This window comes from Streptomyces sp. NPDC059564, assembly GCF_042735575.1.
GTDB lineage: Bacteria > Actinomycetota > Actinomycetes > Streptomycetales > Streptomycetaceae > Streptomyces.
The window spans coordinates 1-14059 of the sequence record NZ_JBHWBP010000192.1 but is presented as its reverse complement, the minus strand read 5'-3'; the positions used below and the strand labels follow the sequence as shown (position 1 = coordinate 14059).

Here is a 14059-nt window from a genome sequence, read left to right as displayed (position 1 = left end):
CCCGCACCGCCTAGCTGCCCGGGCCGCGGCCGCCGCCCCGGGCCTGCGGCCCACCACCCGCCGAACACCGCGAGCCTTCTCAGGAACCTCTCAGAAAAGCCGCCTACGGTGCGCGGCATGGACACCACGAAGACCCTCGCCCCGACCGCCTCCGAGGCGGACGCCGCCGAGGACAAGGCGGCAGAGAACACCCCGGCCGACGCCACCGCCTCCGAGGCGGCCGCGGCCGGATCCGCCGAAGAGAACACCGGGTCCGCCCCGGCCGGGGACTCCGCCGAGAAGGCCCCCGCCGAAGCCGCCGAGTCCGACGAGGACTTCGACCAGGACGAGACGGACCTCGAAGCCGTCGCGGAGGGCTCGGGCGTCGGATCCGCCGCCTCCGCCATCGTCGCCGCGGCCCTCGGGCTCGTCGCCCTCAGCGGCAGCTGGGTCTCCCGCGTGATCGCCGAGCGCCAGACGCTCATCGGCCAGATCGAGTCGGCCAACGCGACCACCGCCAAGGAGAAGATCGCCGCCCTGTACGGCGACGCCTGGCACATGACCGCCCTCGTCAACGGTGTCCTGTCCACCCTCGCCCTCCTCGTCGCCGTCTTCGTGCTGGCCCGTCCCGCCTTCGGTGCCCCCGGCCGGGTCCTGCCGGTCTGGGTCCGCTCCGTCTCCTGGGCCGCCGTCGCCCTCGGCGTCATCGGTGTCCTGGTCTTCGGACTCATGTACTTCGACGTCCTCGTCGCCATGCCCACGGCCGCCGAATAAGCACCCCACGGGCACTGCCTTAGGCCGCCCGAGCGCCTCTTGAGGCCCTGCGGACCCGGCCTAAGGCCCCCCGGCCCCCGGACATGCGGCATGCGCCCGATGTGGCGGACCCCTCTGGGACGCGAATCTTGGATCACACCGAACGAGGTGCCGAGAAACGCAACCAGGGAGTACGAGATGTTCGAGTACGAGATCGCCACCGCCCGCCGCGCCGACCTCCTCCGCGAGGCCGACCGGTACCGGATGGTCCAGGAGGCCCGGAAGGCGCACCGCGCGTCCTCTCGGAGCCAGGAACCCGAGAGGTCGGTGAGCGGGATCCGCAGCCGCTTCACGCGCGCCGCGTAACCCGCGCCGCGCACCACGTGGACTGACGCGTGATGAGAAGCGCACGGATAACGAGTGCCGCGGACCCGCACCTCTGTGCGATGCTCGGCGACGTGGAGACCAGATCTGTCAGCCCGGTGTTCGTCGGCCGAGCCGACGAACTGGCCGTACTCGTGGACGCCCTGACACGCGCCGAGGACCAGGAGCCGCAGGCCCTGCTCATCGGCGGCGAGGCCGGAGTCGGCAAGACCCGGCTCACCGAGGAGTTCCTCTCCGAGGCCGACCGCCACGGCGCGGTCGTCGCCGTCGGAGGCTGTGTGGAGATCGGGGCGGAGGGCCTTCCCTTCGCCCCTTTCTCGACCGCCCTGCGCACCCTGCTCCGCCGGCTCCCCGACGAACTCGCCACGGCCGCCGCCGGCCAGGAGGACGAACTCGCCCGGATCCTCCCCGAACTCGGCGAGACCCCCCGCGGCCCGCACGACGAGGAAAGCACCGCCCGGCTCTTCGAACTGACGGCCCGGATGCTGGAACGCCTCGCCGCCGACCGCACCGTCGTCCTCGTGCTGGAAGACCTCCACTGGGCGGACACCTCCACCCGGCACCTGCTCGCCTACCTCGTCCGCACCCTCACCAGCGGCCGCCTCGTCGTCGTGGCCACCTACCGGGCCGACGACATCCACCGCCGCCACCCGCTGCGCCCGCTCCTCGCCGAACTCGACCGGCTCCGCACCGTCCGGCGCATCGAACTGGCCCGCTTCAACCGGGCCGAGGTACGCCGCCAGCTCGCCGGGATCCTCGCCTCGCAGCCCGAGGAAGCCTTCGTCGACTCCGCTGGGCGGAGATCGCCACCGCCCAGGACCTGGTCAAGGGGCTGCCCCCGTCCCAGGTGCACGCCGACGTCCTCGTCCGCGCCGCCGGCTGGGGCATGCTCCACAACCCCTGCCCCGACAACATGGCCGCCGCCGAACGCGCCGTCGAGTACGCGCGGATGGTCGGCGCCGAGGAGACCGAGCTCAACGCCCGGATCACGGTCGGCAGCATGCTCGGCGACGCCGGCGACCCCGACGCGGGCTTCGCCGAACTCCACGCCGTCCTCGAACGGGCCATCGAACTCGGACTCACGGTTCTCGCGGGTCGCGTCCACATCAACCTCAGCTCTCAACTCGAAGGAACGGGCCGGTCCCGCGAAGCGGTGGAACTGGCCGAACAAGGGGCCGAACTCGTCAGCAGATCCCGGCTCCTGGACACCGAGGCCTGGGTCTGCGGCAACATGGCGGAGAGCCTGTACAGCCTCGGCCGCTGGGACGAGGCGGCCTGCGCCGCCCGACGCACCCTGCGCGTCGGCCAGAGCGCGGCCCCCCGCGGCGCGGCCGCCGCACGCCTGAGCTACCTGGCCCTGGCACGCGGCGAACTCACCGAGGCAGCCCAGCAGCTCGCCTCCGCCCACGCCCACTTCGGCACCCACGACAGCCAGCCCCAGCACCGGCTCCCGCTCTACCGGCTGGCCATCGGCGTCGCCGAGGGAGAGGGCCGGATAGCCGACGTCCGCACCGAGACGGCCGAGGCCGTCGCCTACGGATTCCCGCTCGGCCAGCACCGCTACGCCTGGCCCCTCCTGCTGGCCTCCGCCTCCGCCGAAGCCGACGCCCGAGGCCTGCCCGCGGCCGACTCCGGCCGGGACACCGCCCTGGAGGTGCTGCGCGCCGCCGCCCGCTCCCTGCCCACCCCGGCGCCCGTGTGGAAGGCCCACGCCGAGTACCTCAGGGCCGAACTGCTCCGCGCCGAGGCCCGCGACACCCTCGCCGACTGGGCCGCGGTCGAGGCCGCCGTCCGCCCGCTGGAGCGCCCGTACCTGCTGGCCCGGGCCCGCCACCGGCTCGCCGAGGCGCTGCTGGCCTCCGGCGGGGACCGGGAGTCGGCCGCCGCCCTGCTCCGCGACGCCCACGCCACCGCCGACCGGCTCGGCTCCCGCCGCCTCCGCGAGGACCTGGCCCTGCTCGCCCAGCGCGCCCGGCTGCCGCTGACCCTCGACGACACCCGCCCGGACCCGCGCGCCCAGGACACCGATCCCCTCGAAGCCCTGGGCCTGACCAGCCGAGAGCGCGACGTCCTGCGCCTGGTCGCCGCGGGCAGCACCAACCGCCAGATCGCGGAGGAACTCTTCATCTCCCCGAAGACGGCCAGCGTGCACGTCTCGAACATCCTGGCCAAGCTGGGCGTCGCCGGCCGCGGTGAGGCGGCCGCCCTCGCCCACCGGCTGCGCCTGTTCACCCCCCTCACCCCCGCCACCATGGCGGGCCGCGGCTAGGGAGCGGCGCCGGCCTCGGTGCCGGCGTCGGCGTCCGGCTGGGCCTCGGCCGGGCGTATGAACACCCTGCCGGAGTCGAGGTCTATCGGACCCCGTCCCGGATCGCCGTCGTTCACGTCGGTCCGGGACAGCTCCAGCCGCTTCTTCTCCTCCTCGGTGTGCCGCGAACCCGGATCGAACAGCTCCTGGATCATGTTGAACACCGCGCCCACCGTGCCTTTCCGCCCCCTCGGGGCACGCGCCGCCTACCGCACCGTCAGGGTCAGGATCCTGTCGTCGCCCGCCTCGGGCGACCCGCGCCCGTCCGTCTCGCTCGTGACCAGCAGCAGCTTGTCCCCGCCGAGGGACACCACCGTCCGCAGCCGCCCGTACCTGCCCTGCAGGAAGGCCTCCGGCTCCGCCACCGGCACGGTCCCCTTCAGCGGGATCCGCCACAGCCGCTCGCCCTTCAGCCCGGCCATCCACACCGACCCCTCGGCCCAGGCGATCCCGCTCGGCGAGGCCTCGTCCGGCTTCCACACCGCCACCGGATCACGGAAGCCCGCTCTGCCCGCCTTGCCCTCCACCTCCGGCCAGCCGTAGTTCCCGGCCGGCTCGATCAGATTCAGCTCGTCCCAGGTGTTCTGGCCGAACTCCGCCGCCCAGAGCCGCTTGTCCTTGTCCCAGGTCAGACCCTGCACATTGCGGTGGCCGTACGAATAGACGACGGAGTCGGCCTCCGGATTGCCGTGCACCGGCTGCCCGTCCGGGGTCATCCGCAGGATCTTGCCGCCCAGCGACTTCTTGTCCTGGGCCAGCGCCTTGTCCCCGGTCTCCCCGGTACCGGCGTACAGCATCTTGTCCGGGCCGAACGCGATCCGGCCGCCGTTGTGGACGACCCCCTTGGGAATGCCCCGCAGCACCGTGTCGGGCGCGCCCAGCTGCTGTCCCGCCGCCCTCTGCTCGTCATAGCGCATCCGCGCGATCCGGTTGTCGGACTCGGTCGTGAAGTACGCGTACACCAGCCGGTCCGAGGCGAAGTTCGGCGACAGGGCCAGCCCCAGCAGACCGCCCTCCCCGCCCGGCGCCACCCCGGGCACCTTGCCGATCGGGGTCACCGCCCCCGTGTCCGTCCGGACCCGGCTGATGGTGCCCTTGTTCCGGGAGGCGACCAGCAGGTCCCCGCCCGGCAGCGGCGCCACGCCCCAGGGCGACTCCAGCCCCTTGGCCACCTCGCCCGACACCGCCACCGACCCCCGGGCCGGCGCCCCCGACTCCTGCGAGGCGGCCGTCGCACCCGGCGAGGCCGGTCCCGTCGGCGGCGAACCCGGTGGGGAGCCGCCCGGGCCCGCTCCCGCACCGCCCGACGCGGAACAGCCGGCCGTCAGCAGGGCCCCGCACCCCGCCAGTGCGAACGCCGCCAGCACGCCCCGGCGCCGAGCGCGCCCGCCCCCGTAACCCACCGCGCCGGTGCTCGGCGCCCCGCCGTCCCCGGCCACTTGCCCGTATCCCGTTCCGTATCGCATCGCCGTGCTCCCCTCCGGTCCCCCGATCCTGCCTTCCACCCCTCTCAACAGCACGGGCACATCTTCGAGTTCCATCACTCGTACACCCGATCGAGTGGTTGTAGGGATCCGGCCACGACCGCCCCGGAGCGGACCCGGCTCAGTCCCAGGCCCCCACGGCCGCCGGCAGAGCCGCTATCTCGGCCAGCTCCGCCGCCGTCAGCCGCACCTCCGCCGCCGCCGCGTTCTCCGCCGCCCAGTGCGCCCGCTCCGCCCCCGGCACCGGCACCACGTGCGGCCCCTGCGCCAGCACCCAGGCCAGCGCCACCTGCGCCGCCGTGACCTCCGGCCCGTGGCGCCGCGCCACCCGCCGCAGCCCCGCCACCAGCACCTGGTTCGAAGCCATCGCGTGCGCCGTGAACCGGGGATGCCGCGCCCGCACGTCCGCGTCCTCGAACCCCTGCCCCGGAGTCAGCGTCCCGGTCAGGAACCCGCTCCCCAGCGGCATCGCCGCCAGCATCCCCACCCCCCGTGCCGCACACCACGGCAGAAGCTGCCACGCCGCCTCCGGGGACCACACCGACAGCTCCGCCTGCACCGCCGTCACCGGGAACACCTGCTGGACCCGCTCCAGCTGCCGCAGCGTCGAGCGGTAGCCCCGGTCCCCGCGCCGCCCCGCCCCCGGCCCGGCCCCCGCGCCCAGCGCGCAGAACCCGAGCGCCCGTACCTTCCCCGCGCCCACCAGCTCCGCCATCGCGCCCCAGGTCTCCTCCACCGGGACGTCCGGGTCCACCCGGTGCAGCTGGTACAGGTCTATGACGTCGGTCCGCAGCCGCCGCAGCGAGGCGTCGCACGCCCGCCGCACGTACCCCGGCCGCCCGTCGGCCACCACGTGCTGCTCACCGGCCCGCAGCCCCACCTTGGCGGACACGAAGGCCTCGGCACGCCGCTCCCGCAGCACCCGCCCGACCACCAGCTCATTGGTGAACGGCCCGTACAGGTCAGCCGTGTCCAGCAGACTGGCGCCCAGATCCAGCGCCGTGTGCACGGTGCGCAGCGACTCCTCGCCCCGGCGGCGCGAAGGCGCGTAAGCCCAGCTCATCGGCATGCACCCGAGCCCGATGGCCCCGACCGTCAGCGGCCCCGACCCGATCGCCCTGCGCTCCACCCCTGCGTCCCCCTCCCGGTCCGGACCTCAAACTAACGGCTTGATCCGGTTCCCTTCGCATAGCCTCGTGATCATGACTGCTGCGCCCGGGGACGTCTGGCTCCCCTTCCCCGCCGAGGAGCTCGAAGCTCTCCCCGGCTCCTTCCGCTACCGACGGTGGGACGGAGAGGAATCGTTCCCGGCCGACCCCGCGGACTGTGTCTTCTACGTCACGCCCTACATGAAGTCCCGCGCCGTCACCCTGCGCCCCTTCGCGCACATGCCGGCCCTCCGGGTCGTCCAGACCCTCACCGCCGGCATCGACGACATCCTCGGCGGTCTCGGCGACCTGCCCCCGGGCGTCCGGCTCTGCAACGCCCGCGGCGTCCACGAGGCGAGCACCGCGGAACTCGCCCTCACCCTCACCCTCGCCTCCCTGCGCGGCATCCCCGGCATGGTCCGCGGCCAGGACCGCGAGGAGTGGCGCGGCGGCTTCTACGACGCCCTCGCCGACCGGTCCGTCCTGATCGTCGGCTACGGATCGATCGGCGCGGCCGTCGAGGACCGGCTCGTCCCCTTCGAGTGCGGGCCCGTCACCCGCGTCGCCCGCTCCGCCCGCACCGCCCCGCACGGGCCGGTGCACGCCCTCGCCGACCTGCCCCGCCTGCTGCCCGACGCGGACGTGGTGATCCTCTGCACCCCGCTCACCGAGGACACCCGGGGCCTGGCGGGCGCCGGCTTCCTGGGCCGGATGAAGGACGGCGCGCTGCTCGTGAACGTCGCGCGCGGCCCCGTCGTCGACACCAAGTCCCTTCTGACGGAGCTGGAATCGGGCCGGCTGCGCGCCGCGCTCGACGTCACGGACCCCGAACCGCTGCCGCCGGGCCACCCGCTCTGGCATGCTCCGAATGTCCTGATCACCCCTCATGTGGGCGGGAGCAGCTCGGCGTTCGAGCCCCGCGCGAAGCGGCTGGTGGCCCGGCAGCTCACCCGGTTCGCCGCGGGGGAGCCCGTCGAGAACACGGTCCTCGTCACGGACTAGCGCCGCGGCCCGCACCGTGGTGCGCACGCTCCGCGACCGCCCGAACGCGGGCGGTGTCCACAACTCCCTTCGTGGTGACGGAGAGTAGAGAATCTATGTCGCTGAGTGACGAAAGTGGTGTATCGTCCGGAACAAGGGGCTGCGCCACGTACGTCTGGCGCTGGGGAGTGATCGGACATTTTGGGGGGCGACGGGCGATGCACGGCCAATGGACAAAGGATCCGATGCGGCAGAGCCGCCGGAGGCGGCGCTGCCGAGACTGGGCTGCACCGGAACCAGCCAGCGAGGGGGACCGGTGAGCGCCCCGGGGGCGGCGCTCCTGACCCGGCCGCCCGTCGCGGGCGGCGGCAAGGGCCTGGCGGGGCAGCTCCTCCTCGCGGTGGTCAGCGGCGGGTACGCCGTAGGGGCCGCCCTCGGGTGGGGATCCGAGAAACTCGCCAACTTCATGGGCGACTTCGGGCTCAGCGCGGCCGGCTTACTCGCCGCGGTCTCCTGCTACCACTACGCGCGTACGGTCGACCGGCGTGAACGCCCCGCCTGGCTGATGTTCGCCTTCTCCTCGTTCATGGGAGCCCTCGGGAACGCCGTCTGGGGCTGGTACGAGGTCCTCCTCGGCCAGAACGTCCCCGAACCCTCGCTCGCCGACTTCGCCTTCCTCTGCTTCGCCCCGCCCGCCATCGTGGGCCTGCTCGTCCTCGCCAAGCGCCCGGTCACCCGGGCCGGCTGGGTCTGCCTCGGCCTCGACTCCTGGCTCATCGGCGGCTCCCTGCTCACCCTGTCGTGGAGCCTCGCCCTCGCCAACGCCGCGCGCACCGCCCAGTCCGGAGCGCCCGGCAGCGTCCCGCGCGCCGCGCTCTCGCTCGCGTACCCGCTCCTCGACATCGCGCTCGTCTCGATGGTCCTGGTGCTGCACTTCCGCCGCTCCGCGAACAACCGCTCCGCCGTCAACACGGCCATCGCGGCCCTCGCCCTGACCGTTCTGAGCGACGCGCTCTTCACCTCGCCGCTGCTGAACACCACCTACCGCTCCGGCGAGATCCTCGACGCGGGCTGGTTCGCGGGCTCCCTGCTGCTCGCCTATGCCCCCTGGGGCGCCCACCGGCCCGAACCCGGCGACCGGTCCGCGCACCAGCGCGCCGCCCGCCCGCACAGCCGGCCCATCACCGGCTCGCTGCCCGCCCTCACCCCGTACCTCGCGGCCGCGGTCTGCACGCTCGGCATCCTCTACAACGTCGTCGACGGCCGGAAGGTCGACCGGATGGTCGTCTTCACGGGCTGCACCGTGGTCCTCGCCCTCGTCATCCGACAGGGCATCATGCTCCTCGACAACATCGCGCTCACCCAGGAACTGGCCCAGAAGGAGAACCACTTCCGCTCCCTGGTCCAGGGCTCCAGTGACGTGATCATGATCGCCGCGCCCACCGGGACCCTGCGCTACGTCAGCCCGGCCGCCGCCGGGGTGTACGGCCGCGAGGCCGAGGAACTGGTCGGCAGCGAGCTGGCCACCCTGATCCATCCCGACGACCTCGGCCGCGTGGTCCACGAAGTACGCCGCTTCCTCGCCGCCCCGCCCACCGAGGAACCCACCACCCGCATCGAATGCCGGTTCAAGTCGGGCGGCGGCGAGTGGCTCAACGTGGAGTCCACGGTCAACCGCCACCAGGGCGGGCTCATCCTCAACAGCCGCGACGTCACCGAGCGGGTCCGCCTCCAGGCGCAGCTCCAGCACAGCGCCGAGCACGACCCGCTGACCGACCTGCCCAACCGCGCCCTGTTCACCCGCCGGGTCCGCCAGGCGCTGACCGGCCGCCGGGCCGGGGACCACAGCACCGCCGTGCTCTTCATCGACCTCGACGGCTTCAAGGCGGTCAACGACACCATCGGCCACCAGGCCGGCGACGAGCTGCTCGTCGAGGCCGCCCGCCGCCTCCAGGACGCCGTACGGGCCGGGGACACCGCCGCCCGGCTCGGTGGGGACGAGTTCGCCGCGCTGATCCTCGGCGACGGCAGCCGCGACCGCAGCGCCCGCGAGTACCAGGTCCACGAGATCGCCGAGCGGCTGCGCACCACCCTTTCCCAGCCCTACCGCATCGCCGGGAGCGAGGTCCGCGTCGCCGCCAGCATCGGCGTGGCCTTCGCCGACCCCGGCATCACCCCTTCGGACCTGATGCGCAACGCGGATCTCGCGATGTACCGGGCCAAGGCGGGCGGCAAGGACCGCGTGGAGCTCTACGCCCCCCAGATGCAGGCCGAGGTCGTCCGCAAGGCGGAACTGGCGGGAAGGCTGCGCACCGCCCTGCACGAGGGCGAGTTCGCCCTGCTGCACCAGCCCGTGGTCTCGCTGGCCACCGGCGAGGTCACGGCGGTCGCCGCCCAGGCCCGCTGGCGCTCCACGCAGGGGATCCTCTTCACCCCGGCCGAGTTCCTCCGGGTGGCCGAGCACAGCGAGGGCGCGGCGGGCGGGTCGGACGCCTCGCGCACCGCGGAACTGGGCCGCTGGCTGCTGGAGGAAGCCGTGGAGCAGGCCGCCGAGCGCCAGAAGGCCGGGCACGACGTACCAGTGGCCGTACGGATGACCGCCCAGCGGCTGCTCGACCGGTCCATGCCCCGGGGCTCCGTGGAGGCGCTGCTGAGCCGGCATGGACTGCCCTCCGGGGCGCTGGTGCTCGAACTCGCCGCCTCCGACCCCAGAGTGCCCTTCGACGAGCTGGAGCGCCGTCTGGCGGCCCTGCACCGGCTCGGCGTCCGGATCGCCCTGGACGGGTTCGGCAGCGGCTACGCGGCCATCAGCGCCCTCCGCAGGCTCCCCGTGGACCTCCTGAAGCTCGACCGGGGGCTGGTCGAAGGTGTGGTCGAGTCGGCCCGCCTGCACAAGATCACCGCCGGATTGTTGCGGATCGCAAATGACCTGGGCATGCAGTCCGTGGCGGACGGGGTGGACCTGCCCGAGCAGGTGATGGCCCTGCGGGCGATGGGGTGCACCCACGGCCAGGGAGCGGCCTTCTCCGGACCCCTCGACGAATACAGGCTGCGGCGCGCGCTCGTGAGGGGTACGTTCGCAGTACCGGGCGGTACGGCCCAGCCTGCCTTGGCTGGAGGCGCGTCCGGTGGCTCGATGGTCATCCATAGAGGCTCAAATAATGAGACGCCCGTCCCACCCGCTTGACATCCCCCTCCCGCCGGAGGGAGGGTCAATGCCATGCGCACCCGAATTCTCGTACTTGGAAAGCGCGTCGGCTGAAGCTGGGACTCCCATGTCCCCGCTCAACGCTACCGACGCGCTCCCCTCGCTTGCCACCAGGCACGAGGGGTTTTTTGTTGCACTGGCACACGCCCCCGGTCCTGATCCGGGGGATCCCCGCTCCTCGTAAAACCCTCAGCTTCGAGAAGAGAATGCCGATGACCGAGCAGGCCACCGGGGCCCACCATCCGCAGCCGCGGCCCCGTACGGGTGGACACCAGCCCACCGCAGTTGAGCACGTCACGGGTGCGCAGTCCCTCATCCGCTCTCTCGAAGAGGTGGGGTGCGACACCGTCTTCGGTATCCCGGGCGGCGCCATCCTCCCCGCGTACGACCCGATGATGGACAGCAAGAAGGTCCGTCACATCCTGGTCCGCCACGAGCAGGGCGCCGGTCACGCCGCCACCGGCTACGCGCAGGCCACCGGCAAGGTCGGCGTCTGCATGGCCACCTCCGGCCCGGGCGCCACCAACCTGGTCACCCCGATCGCCGACGCGCACATGGACTCCGTCCCGCTCGTCGCCATCACCGGCCAGGTCTCCTCCAAGGCGATCGGCACCGACGCCTTCCAGGAGGCGGACATCGTCGGCATCACGATGCCGATCACCAAGCACAACTTCCTGGTCACCAAGGCCGAGGACATCCCGCGGACGATCGCCGAGGCCTTCCACATCGCCTCCAGCGGCCGCCCCGGCCCGGTCCTGGTCGACATCGCCAAGGACGCCCTCCAGGCGAAGACCACCTTCTCCTGGCCGCCCGCCATGGACCTGCCCGGCTACCGGCCGGTCACCAAGCCGCACGCCAAGCAGATCCGCGAGGCCGCGAAGCTCATCTGCCAGGCCAAGCGCCCGGTCCTGTACGTCGGCGGCGGCGTCATGAAGTCCGGCGCCACGGCCGAGCTGAAGGTCCTCGCCGAGCTGACCGGCGTCCCGGTCTGCACCACCCTGATGGCGCTGGGCTCCTTCCCCGACAGCCACCCGCTGCACGTCGGCATGCCGGGCATGCACGGCTCCGTCACCGGCGTCACCGCGCTCCAGAAGTCGGACCTGCTGATCGCGCTCGGCACGCGCTTCGACGACCGCGTCACCGGCAAGCTCGACAGCTTCGCGCCCTTCGCCAAGGTCATCCACGCGGACATCGACCCGGCCGAGATCGGCAAGAACCGCGAGGTCGACGTCCCGATCGTGGGCGACGCCCGCGAGGTCATCGCCGACCTGATCCAGGCCGTCCAGGCCGAGCACACCGAGGGCAACGCGGGCGACTACACCGCCTGGTGGAAGGACCTCAACCGCTGGCGCGACACCTACCCGCTGGGCTACGACCTGCCCGAGGACGGCATGCTCTCCCCGCAGCAGGTCATCGAGCGGATCGGCGCGCTCGCGCCGAAGAGCACGATCTTCGCGGCGGGCGTCGGCCAGCACCAGATGTGGGCCTCCCACTTCGTCAAGTACGAGGAGCCCCGCACCTGGCTGAACTCCGGCGGCGCCGGAACCATGGGCTACGCGGTCCCGGCCGCGATGGGCGCCAAGGTCGGCATGCCGGAGCGCACCGTCTGGGCGATCGACGGCGACGGCTGCTTCCAGATGACCAATCAGGAACTGGTCACCTGCGCGCTGAACAACATCCCGATCAAGGTCGCGATCATCAACAACGGTGCGCTGGGCATGGTCCGCCAGTGGCAGACCCTGTTCTACAACCAGCGGTACTCCAACACCGTGCTGCACGCGGACGAGACCGGCCACGACACCGTCGGCTCCCAGCTCGGCGAGTCCGTCGCCCCCCGCAAGGGCACGCGCGTCCCGGACTTCGTCAAGCTGTCCGAGGCCATGGGCTGCGTCGCGCTGCGCTGCGAGGACCCGGCGGACCTGGACAAGGTCATCGCCGAGGCCAACGCGATCAACGACCGTACGGTCGTGATCGACTTCATCGTCCACGAGGACGCCATGGTGTGGCCGATGGTCGCCGCCGGCACCTCCAACGACGAGGTCATGGCAGCCCGGGGCGTCCGCCCCGACTTCGGCGACAACGAAGACGACTGAGCCGAGAGAGCCTGAGAGAGAGAACGCCTCACATGTCCAAGCACACGCTCTCCGTCCTGGTCGAGAACACGCCCGGCATCCTCGCCCGGATCGCCGCGCTGTTCTCCCGCCGCGGGTTCAACATCGACTCCCTCGCGGTCGGCGTCACCGAGCACCCCGACATCTCCCGCATCACCATCGTCGTGAACGTCGAGGACCTCCCGCTGGAGCAGGTGACCAAGCAGCTGAACAAGCTGGTCAACGTGCTCAAGATCGTCGAGCTGGAGCCGCACAACGCCATCGAGCGCGAACTCGTTCTGGTGAAGGTCCGCGCCGACAACGAGACCCGCTCGCAGATCGTCGAGATCGTCCAGCTGTTCCGCGCCAAGACCGTCGACGTCTCCCCGGACGCCGTCACCATCGAGGCCACCGGCGGCACCGACAAGCTGGGCGCCATGCTCAAGATGCTGGAACCGTTCGGCATCAAGGAGCTCGTCCAGTCCGGCACGATCGCCATAGGGCGTGGCGGACGGTCCATCACGGACCGCAGCCTGCGCTCGCTCGACCGCAGCGCCTGACGCCGGCGCCGGACCCCCGGCGCCGCGCCGGACGCACGCCCCGGCTCGCATGGCGAGACCGGCACACTCAGATTCCGTTCCCCGCCGTACGGTGGGAGCAACACCAGCGCACCAAGGAGATATCCCAGTGGCCGAGCTGTTCTACGAGAACGACGCCGACCTGTCCATCATCCAGGGCCGCAAGGTCGCGGTCATCGGTTACGGCAGCCAGGGCCACGCCCACGCGCTGTCGCTCCGTGACTCCGGCGTCGACGTCGTCGTCGGCCTCAAGGAGGGCTCGAAGTCCAAGGCCAAGGCCGAGGAGCAGGGCCTGAAGGTCGTCCCCGTGGCCGAGGCCGCCGAGTGGGCGAACGTCATCATGATCCTGACCCCGGACCCGCTCCAGGCCGAGATCTACGAGGAGTCCATCAAGGACCACCTCAAGGAGGGCGACGCGCTCTTCTTCGGCCACGGCTTCAACGTCCGGTACGGCTTCATCAAGCCCCCGGCCAACGTCGACGTCGCCCTGGTCGCCCCGAAGGGCCCGGGCCACCTGGTCCGCCGTCAGTACGAGGAGGGCCGCGGCGTTCCGTGCATCGCCGCCGTCGAGCAGGACTTCACCGGCAGCGCCTTCGCGCTGGCGCTCTCGTACGCGGCCGGCATCGGCGGCACCCGCGCCGGCGTCATCAAGACGACCTTCACCGAGGAGACCGAGACCGACCTGTTCGGTGAGCAGGCCGTCCTCTGCGGTGGCGCCTCCGCGCTGGTCAAGGCCGGTTTCGAGACCCTGACCGAGGCCGGCTACCAGCCGGAGATCGCGTACTTCGAGTGCCTGCACGAGCTGAAGCTCATCGTGGACCTCATGTACGAGGGCGGCCTGGAGAAGATGCGCTGGTCGGTCTCCGAGACCGCCGAGTGGGGCGACTACATCACCGGCCCCCGCATCATCACCGACGCCACCAAGGCCGAGATGAAGCAGGTCCTCGCCGAGATCCAGAGCGGCGAGTTCGCCAACACCTGGATGGCCGAGTACAAGGCCGGCCTGCCGAAGTACAACGAGTACAAGAAGGCCGACGAGGCCCACCTGCTCGAGACCACCGGCAAGAAGCTGCGCAAGCTGATGAGCTGGGTCGACAACGACGAGAGCTGATCTCGTACGCGGCGGGGCCGGGACGCGTCGTCCCG

General features: G+C 72.1%; 10 protein-coding genes and 1 pseudogene. 8 read left to right on the top strand and 3 right to left on the bottom strand.

Translation table 11 applies throughout. From position 1 onward, the window contains the following. Nucleotides 1–117: 117 nt before the first annotated feature. From ACFV0Q_RS26795 to ACFV0Q_RS26785, 3 genes and pseudogenes are all read left to right on the top strand, one after another. Nucleotides 118–753 carry a hypothetical protein gene (locus ACFV0Q_RS26795; RefSeq protein ID WP_385008916.1) on the top strand — a complete coding sequence of 212 codons (636 nt, stop codon included), beginning with the start codon at nt 118–120 and terminating at the stop codon, nt 751–753. A 147-nt stretch (nt 754–900) separates the two neighbouring features. Then, nucleotides 901–1098 (top strand): hypothetical protein, encoded by a 198-nt coding sequence (locus ACFV0Q_RS26790; RefSeq protein ID WP_385008915.1) that lies wholly within the window; start codon nt 901–903, stop codon nt 1096–1098. An 80-nt stretch (nt 1099–1178) separates the two neighbouring features. Continuing rightward, nucleotides 1179–3385 (top strand): annotated as a pseudogene (locus tag ACFV0Q_RS26785) (AAA family ATPase). Here the strand turns inward: ACFV0Q_RS26785 and ACFV0Q_RS26780 are convergent. The 3 genes from ACFV0Q_RS26780 to ACFV0Q_RS26770 form a co-directional block, all read right to left on the bottom strand. Further along, nucleotides 3382–3579 carry a DUF6191 domain-containing protein gene (locus ACFV0Q_RS26780; protein ID WP_385008917.1) on the bottom strand — a complete coding sequence of 66 codons (198 nt, stop codon included), beginning with the start codon at nt 3577–3579 and terminating at the stop codon, nt 3382–3384. The pseudogene ACFV0Q_RS26785 and the gene ACFV0Q_RS26780 sit on opposite strands and share 4 nt — an antisense overlap. Nucleotides 3580–3630: 51 nt before the next feature. Next, nucleotides 3631–4890 (bottom strand): PQQ-dependent sugar dehydrogenase, encoded by a 1260-nt coding sequence (locus ACFV0Q_RS26775; RefSeq protein ID WP_385008914.1) that lies wholly within the window; start codon nt 4888–4890, stop codon nt 3631–3633. 139 nt (nt 4891–5029) lie between these two features. After that, nucleotides 5030–6037: an aldo/keto reductase gene (locus ACFV0Q_RS26770; protein WP_385008913.1), complete on the bottom strand. Its 1008-nt coding sequence runs from the start codon at nt 6035–6037 to the stop codon at nt 5030–5032. Nucleotides 6038–6110: 73 nt separating this feature from the next. On the opposite strand from ACFV0Q_RS26770, the gene ACFV0Q_RS26765 reads away from it, so the two are divergent. The 5 genes from ACFV0Q_RS26765 (at nt 6111) to ilvC (ending at nt 14024) form a co-directional block, all read left to right on the top strand. Continuing rightward, complete coding sequence (locus ACFV0Q_RS26765; RefSeq protein ID WP_385008912.1) at nt 6111–7058, top strand: 2-hydroxyacid dehydrogenase; 948 nt, start codon at nt 6111–6113, stop codon at nt 7056–7058. A 295-nt stretch (nt 7059–7353) separates the two neighbouring features. Next, nucleotides 7354–10224, top strand: a complete 2871-nt coding sequence (locus ACFV0Q_RS26760) for a putative bifunctional diguanylate cyclase/phosphodiesterase (protein ID WP_385008911.1) — start codon at nt 7354–7356, stop codon at nt 10222–10224. Between the two features lie 227 nt (nt 10225–10451). Continuing rightward, complete coding sequence (locus ACFV0Q_RS26755) at nt 10452–12338, top strand: acetolactate synthase large subunit (RefSeq protein ID WP_266573794.1); 1887 nt, start codon at nt 10452–10454, stop codon at nt 12336–12338. A gap of 32 nt (nt 12339–12370) precedes the next feature. Continuing rightward, complete coding sequence (ilvN, locus tag ACFV0Q_RS26750) at nt 12371–12895, top strand: acetolactate synthase small subunit (protein ID WP_351824957.1); 525 nt, start codon at nt 12371–12373, stop codon at nt 12893–12895. A 127-nt stretch (nt 12896–13022) separates the two neighbouring features. Then, nucleotides 13023–14024 carry a ketol-acid reductoisomerase gene (ilvC, locus tag ACFV0Q_RS26745; protein WP_385008910.1) on the top strand — a complete coding sequence of 334 codons (1002 nt, stop codon included), beginning with the start codon at nt 13023–13025 and terminating at the stop codon, nt 14022–14024. Nucleotides 14025–14059: the final 35 nt, after the last annotated feature.

What these genes read in the sequence shown, in the direction of transcription:
- ACFV0Q_RS26765 (WP_385008912.1), top strand. Translation starts at nt 6,111, where the DNA reads ATGACTGCTGCGCCCGGGGACGTCTGGCTCCCCTTCCCCGCCGAGGAG.
- ACFV0Q_RS26780 (WP_385008917.1), bottom strand. Translation starts at nt 3,579, where the DNA reads ATGATCCAGGAGCTGTTCGATCCGGGTTCGCGGCACACCGAGGAGGAG.
- ACFV0Q_RS26775 (WP_385008914.1), bottom strand. Translation starts at nt 4,890, where the DNA reads ATGCGATACGGAACGGGATACGGGCAAGTGGCCGGGGACGGCGGGGCG.
- ilvN (WP_351824957.1), top strand. Translation starts at nt 12,371, where the DNA reads ATGTCCAAGCACACGCTCTCCGTCCTGGTCGAGAACACGCCCGGCATC.
- ACFV0Q_RS26755 (WP_266573794.1), top strand. Translation starts at nt 10,452, where the DNA reads ATGCCGATGACCGAGCAGGCCACCGGGGCCCACCATCCGCAGCCGCGG.
- ACFV0Q_RS26795 (WP_385008916.1), top strand. Translation starts at nt 118, where the DNA reads ATGGACACCACGAAGACCCTCGCCCCGACCGCCTCCGAGGCGGACGCC.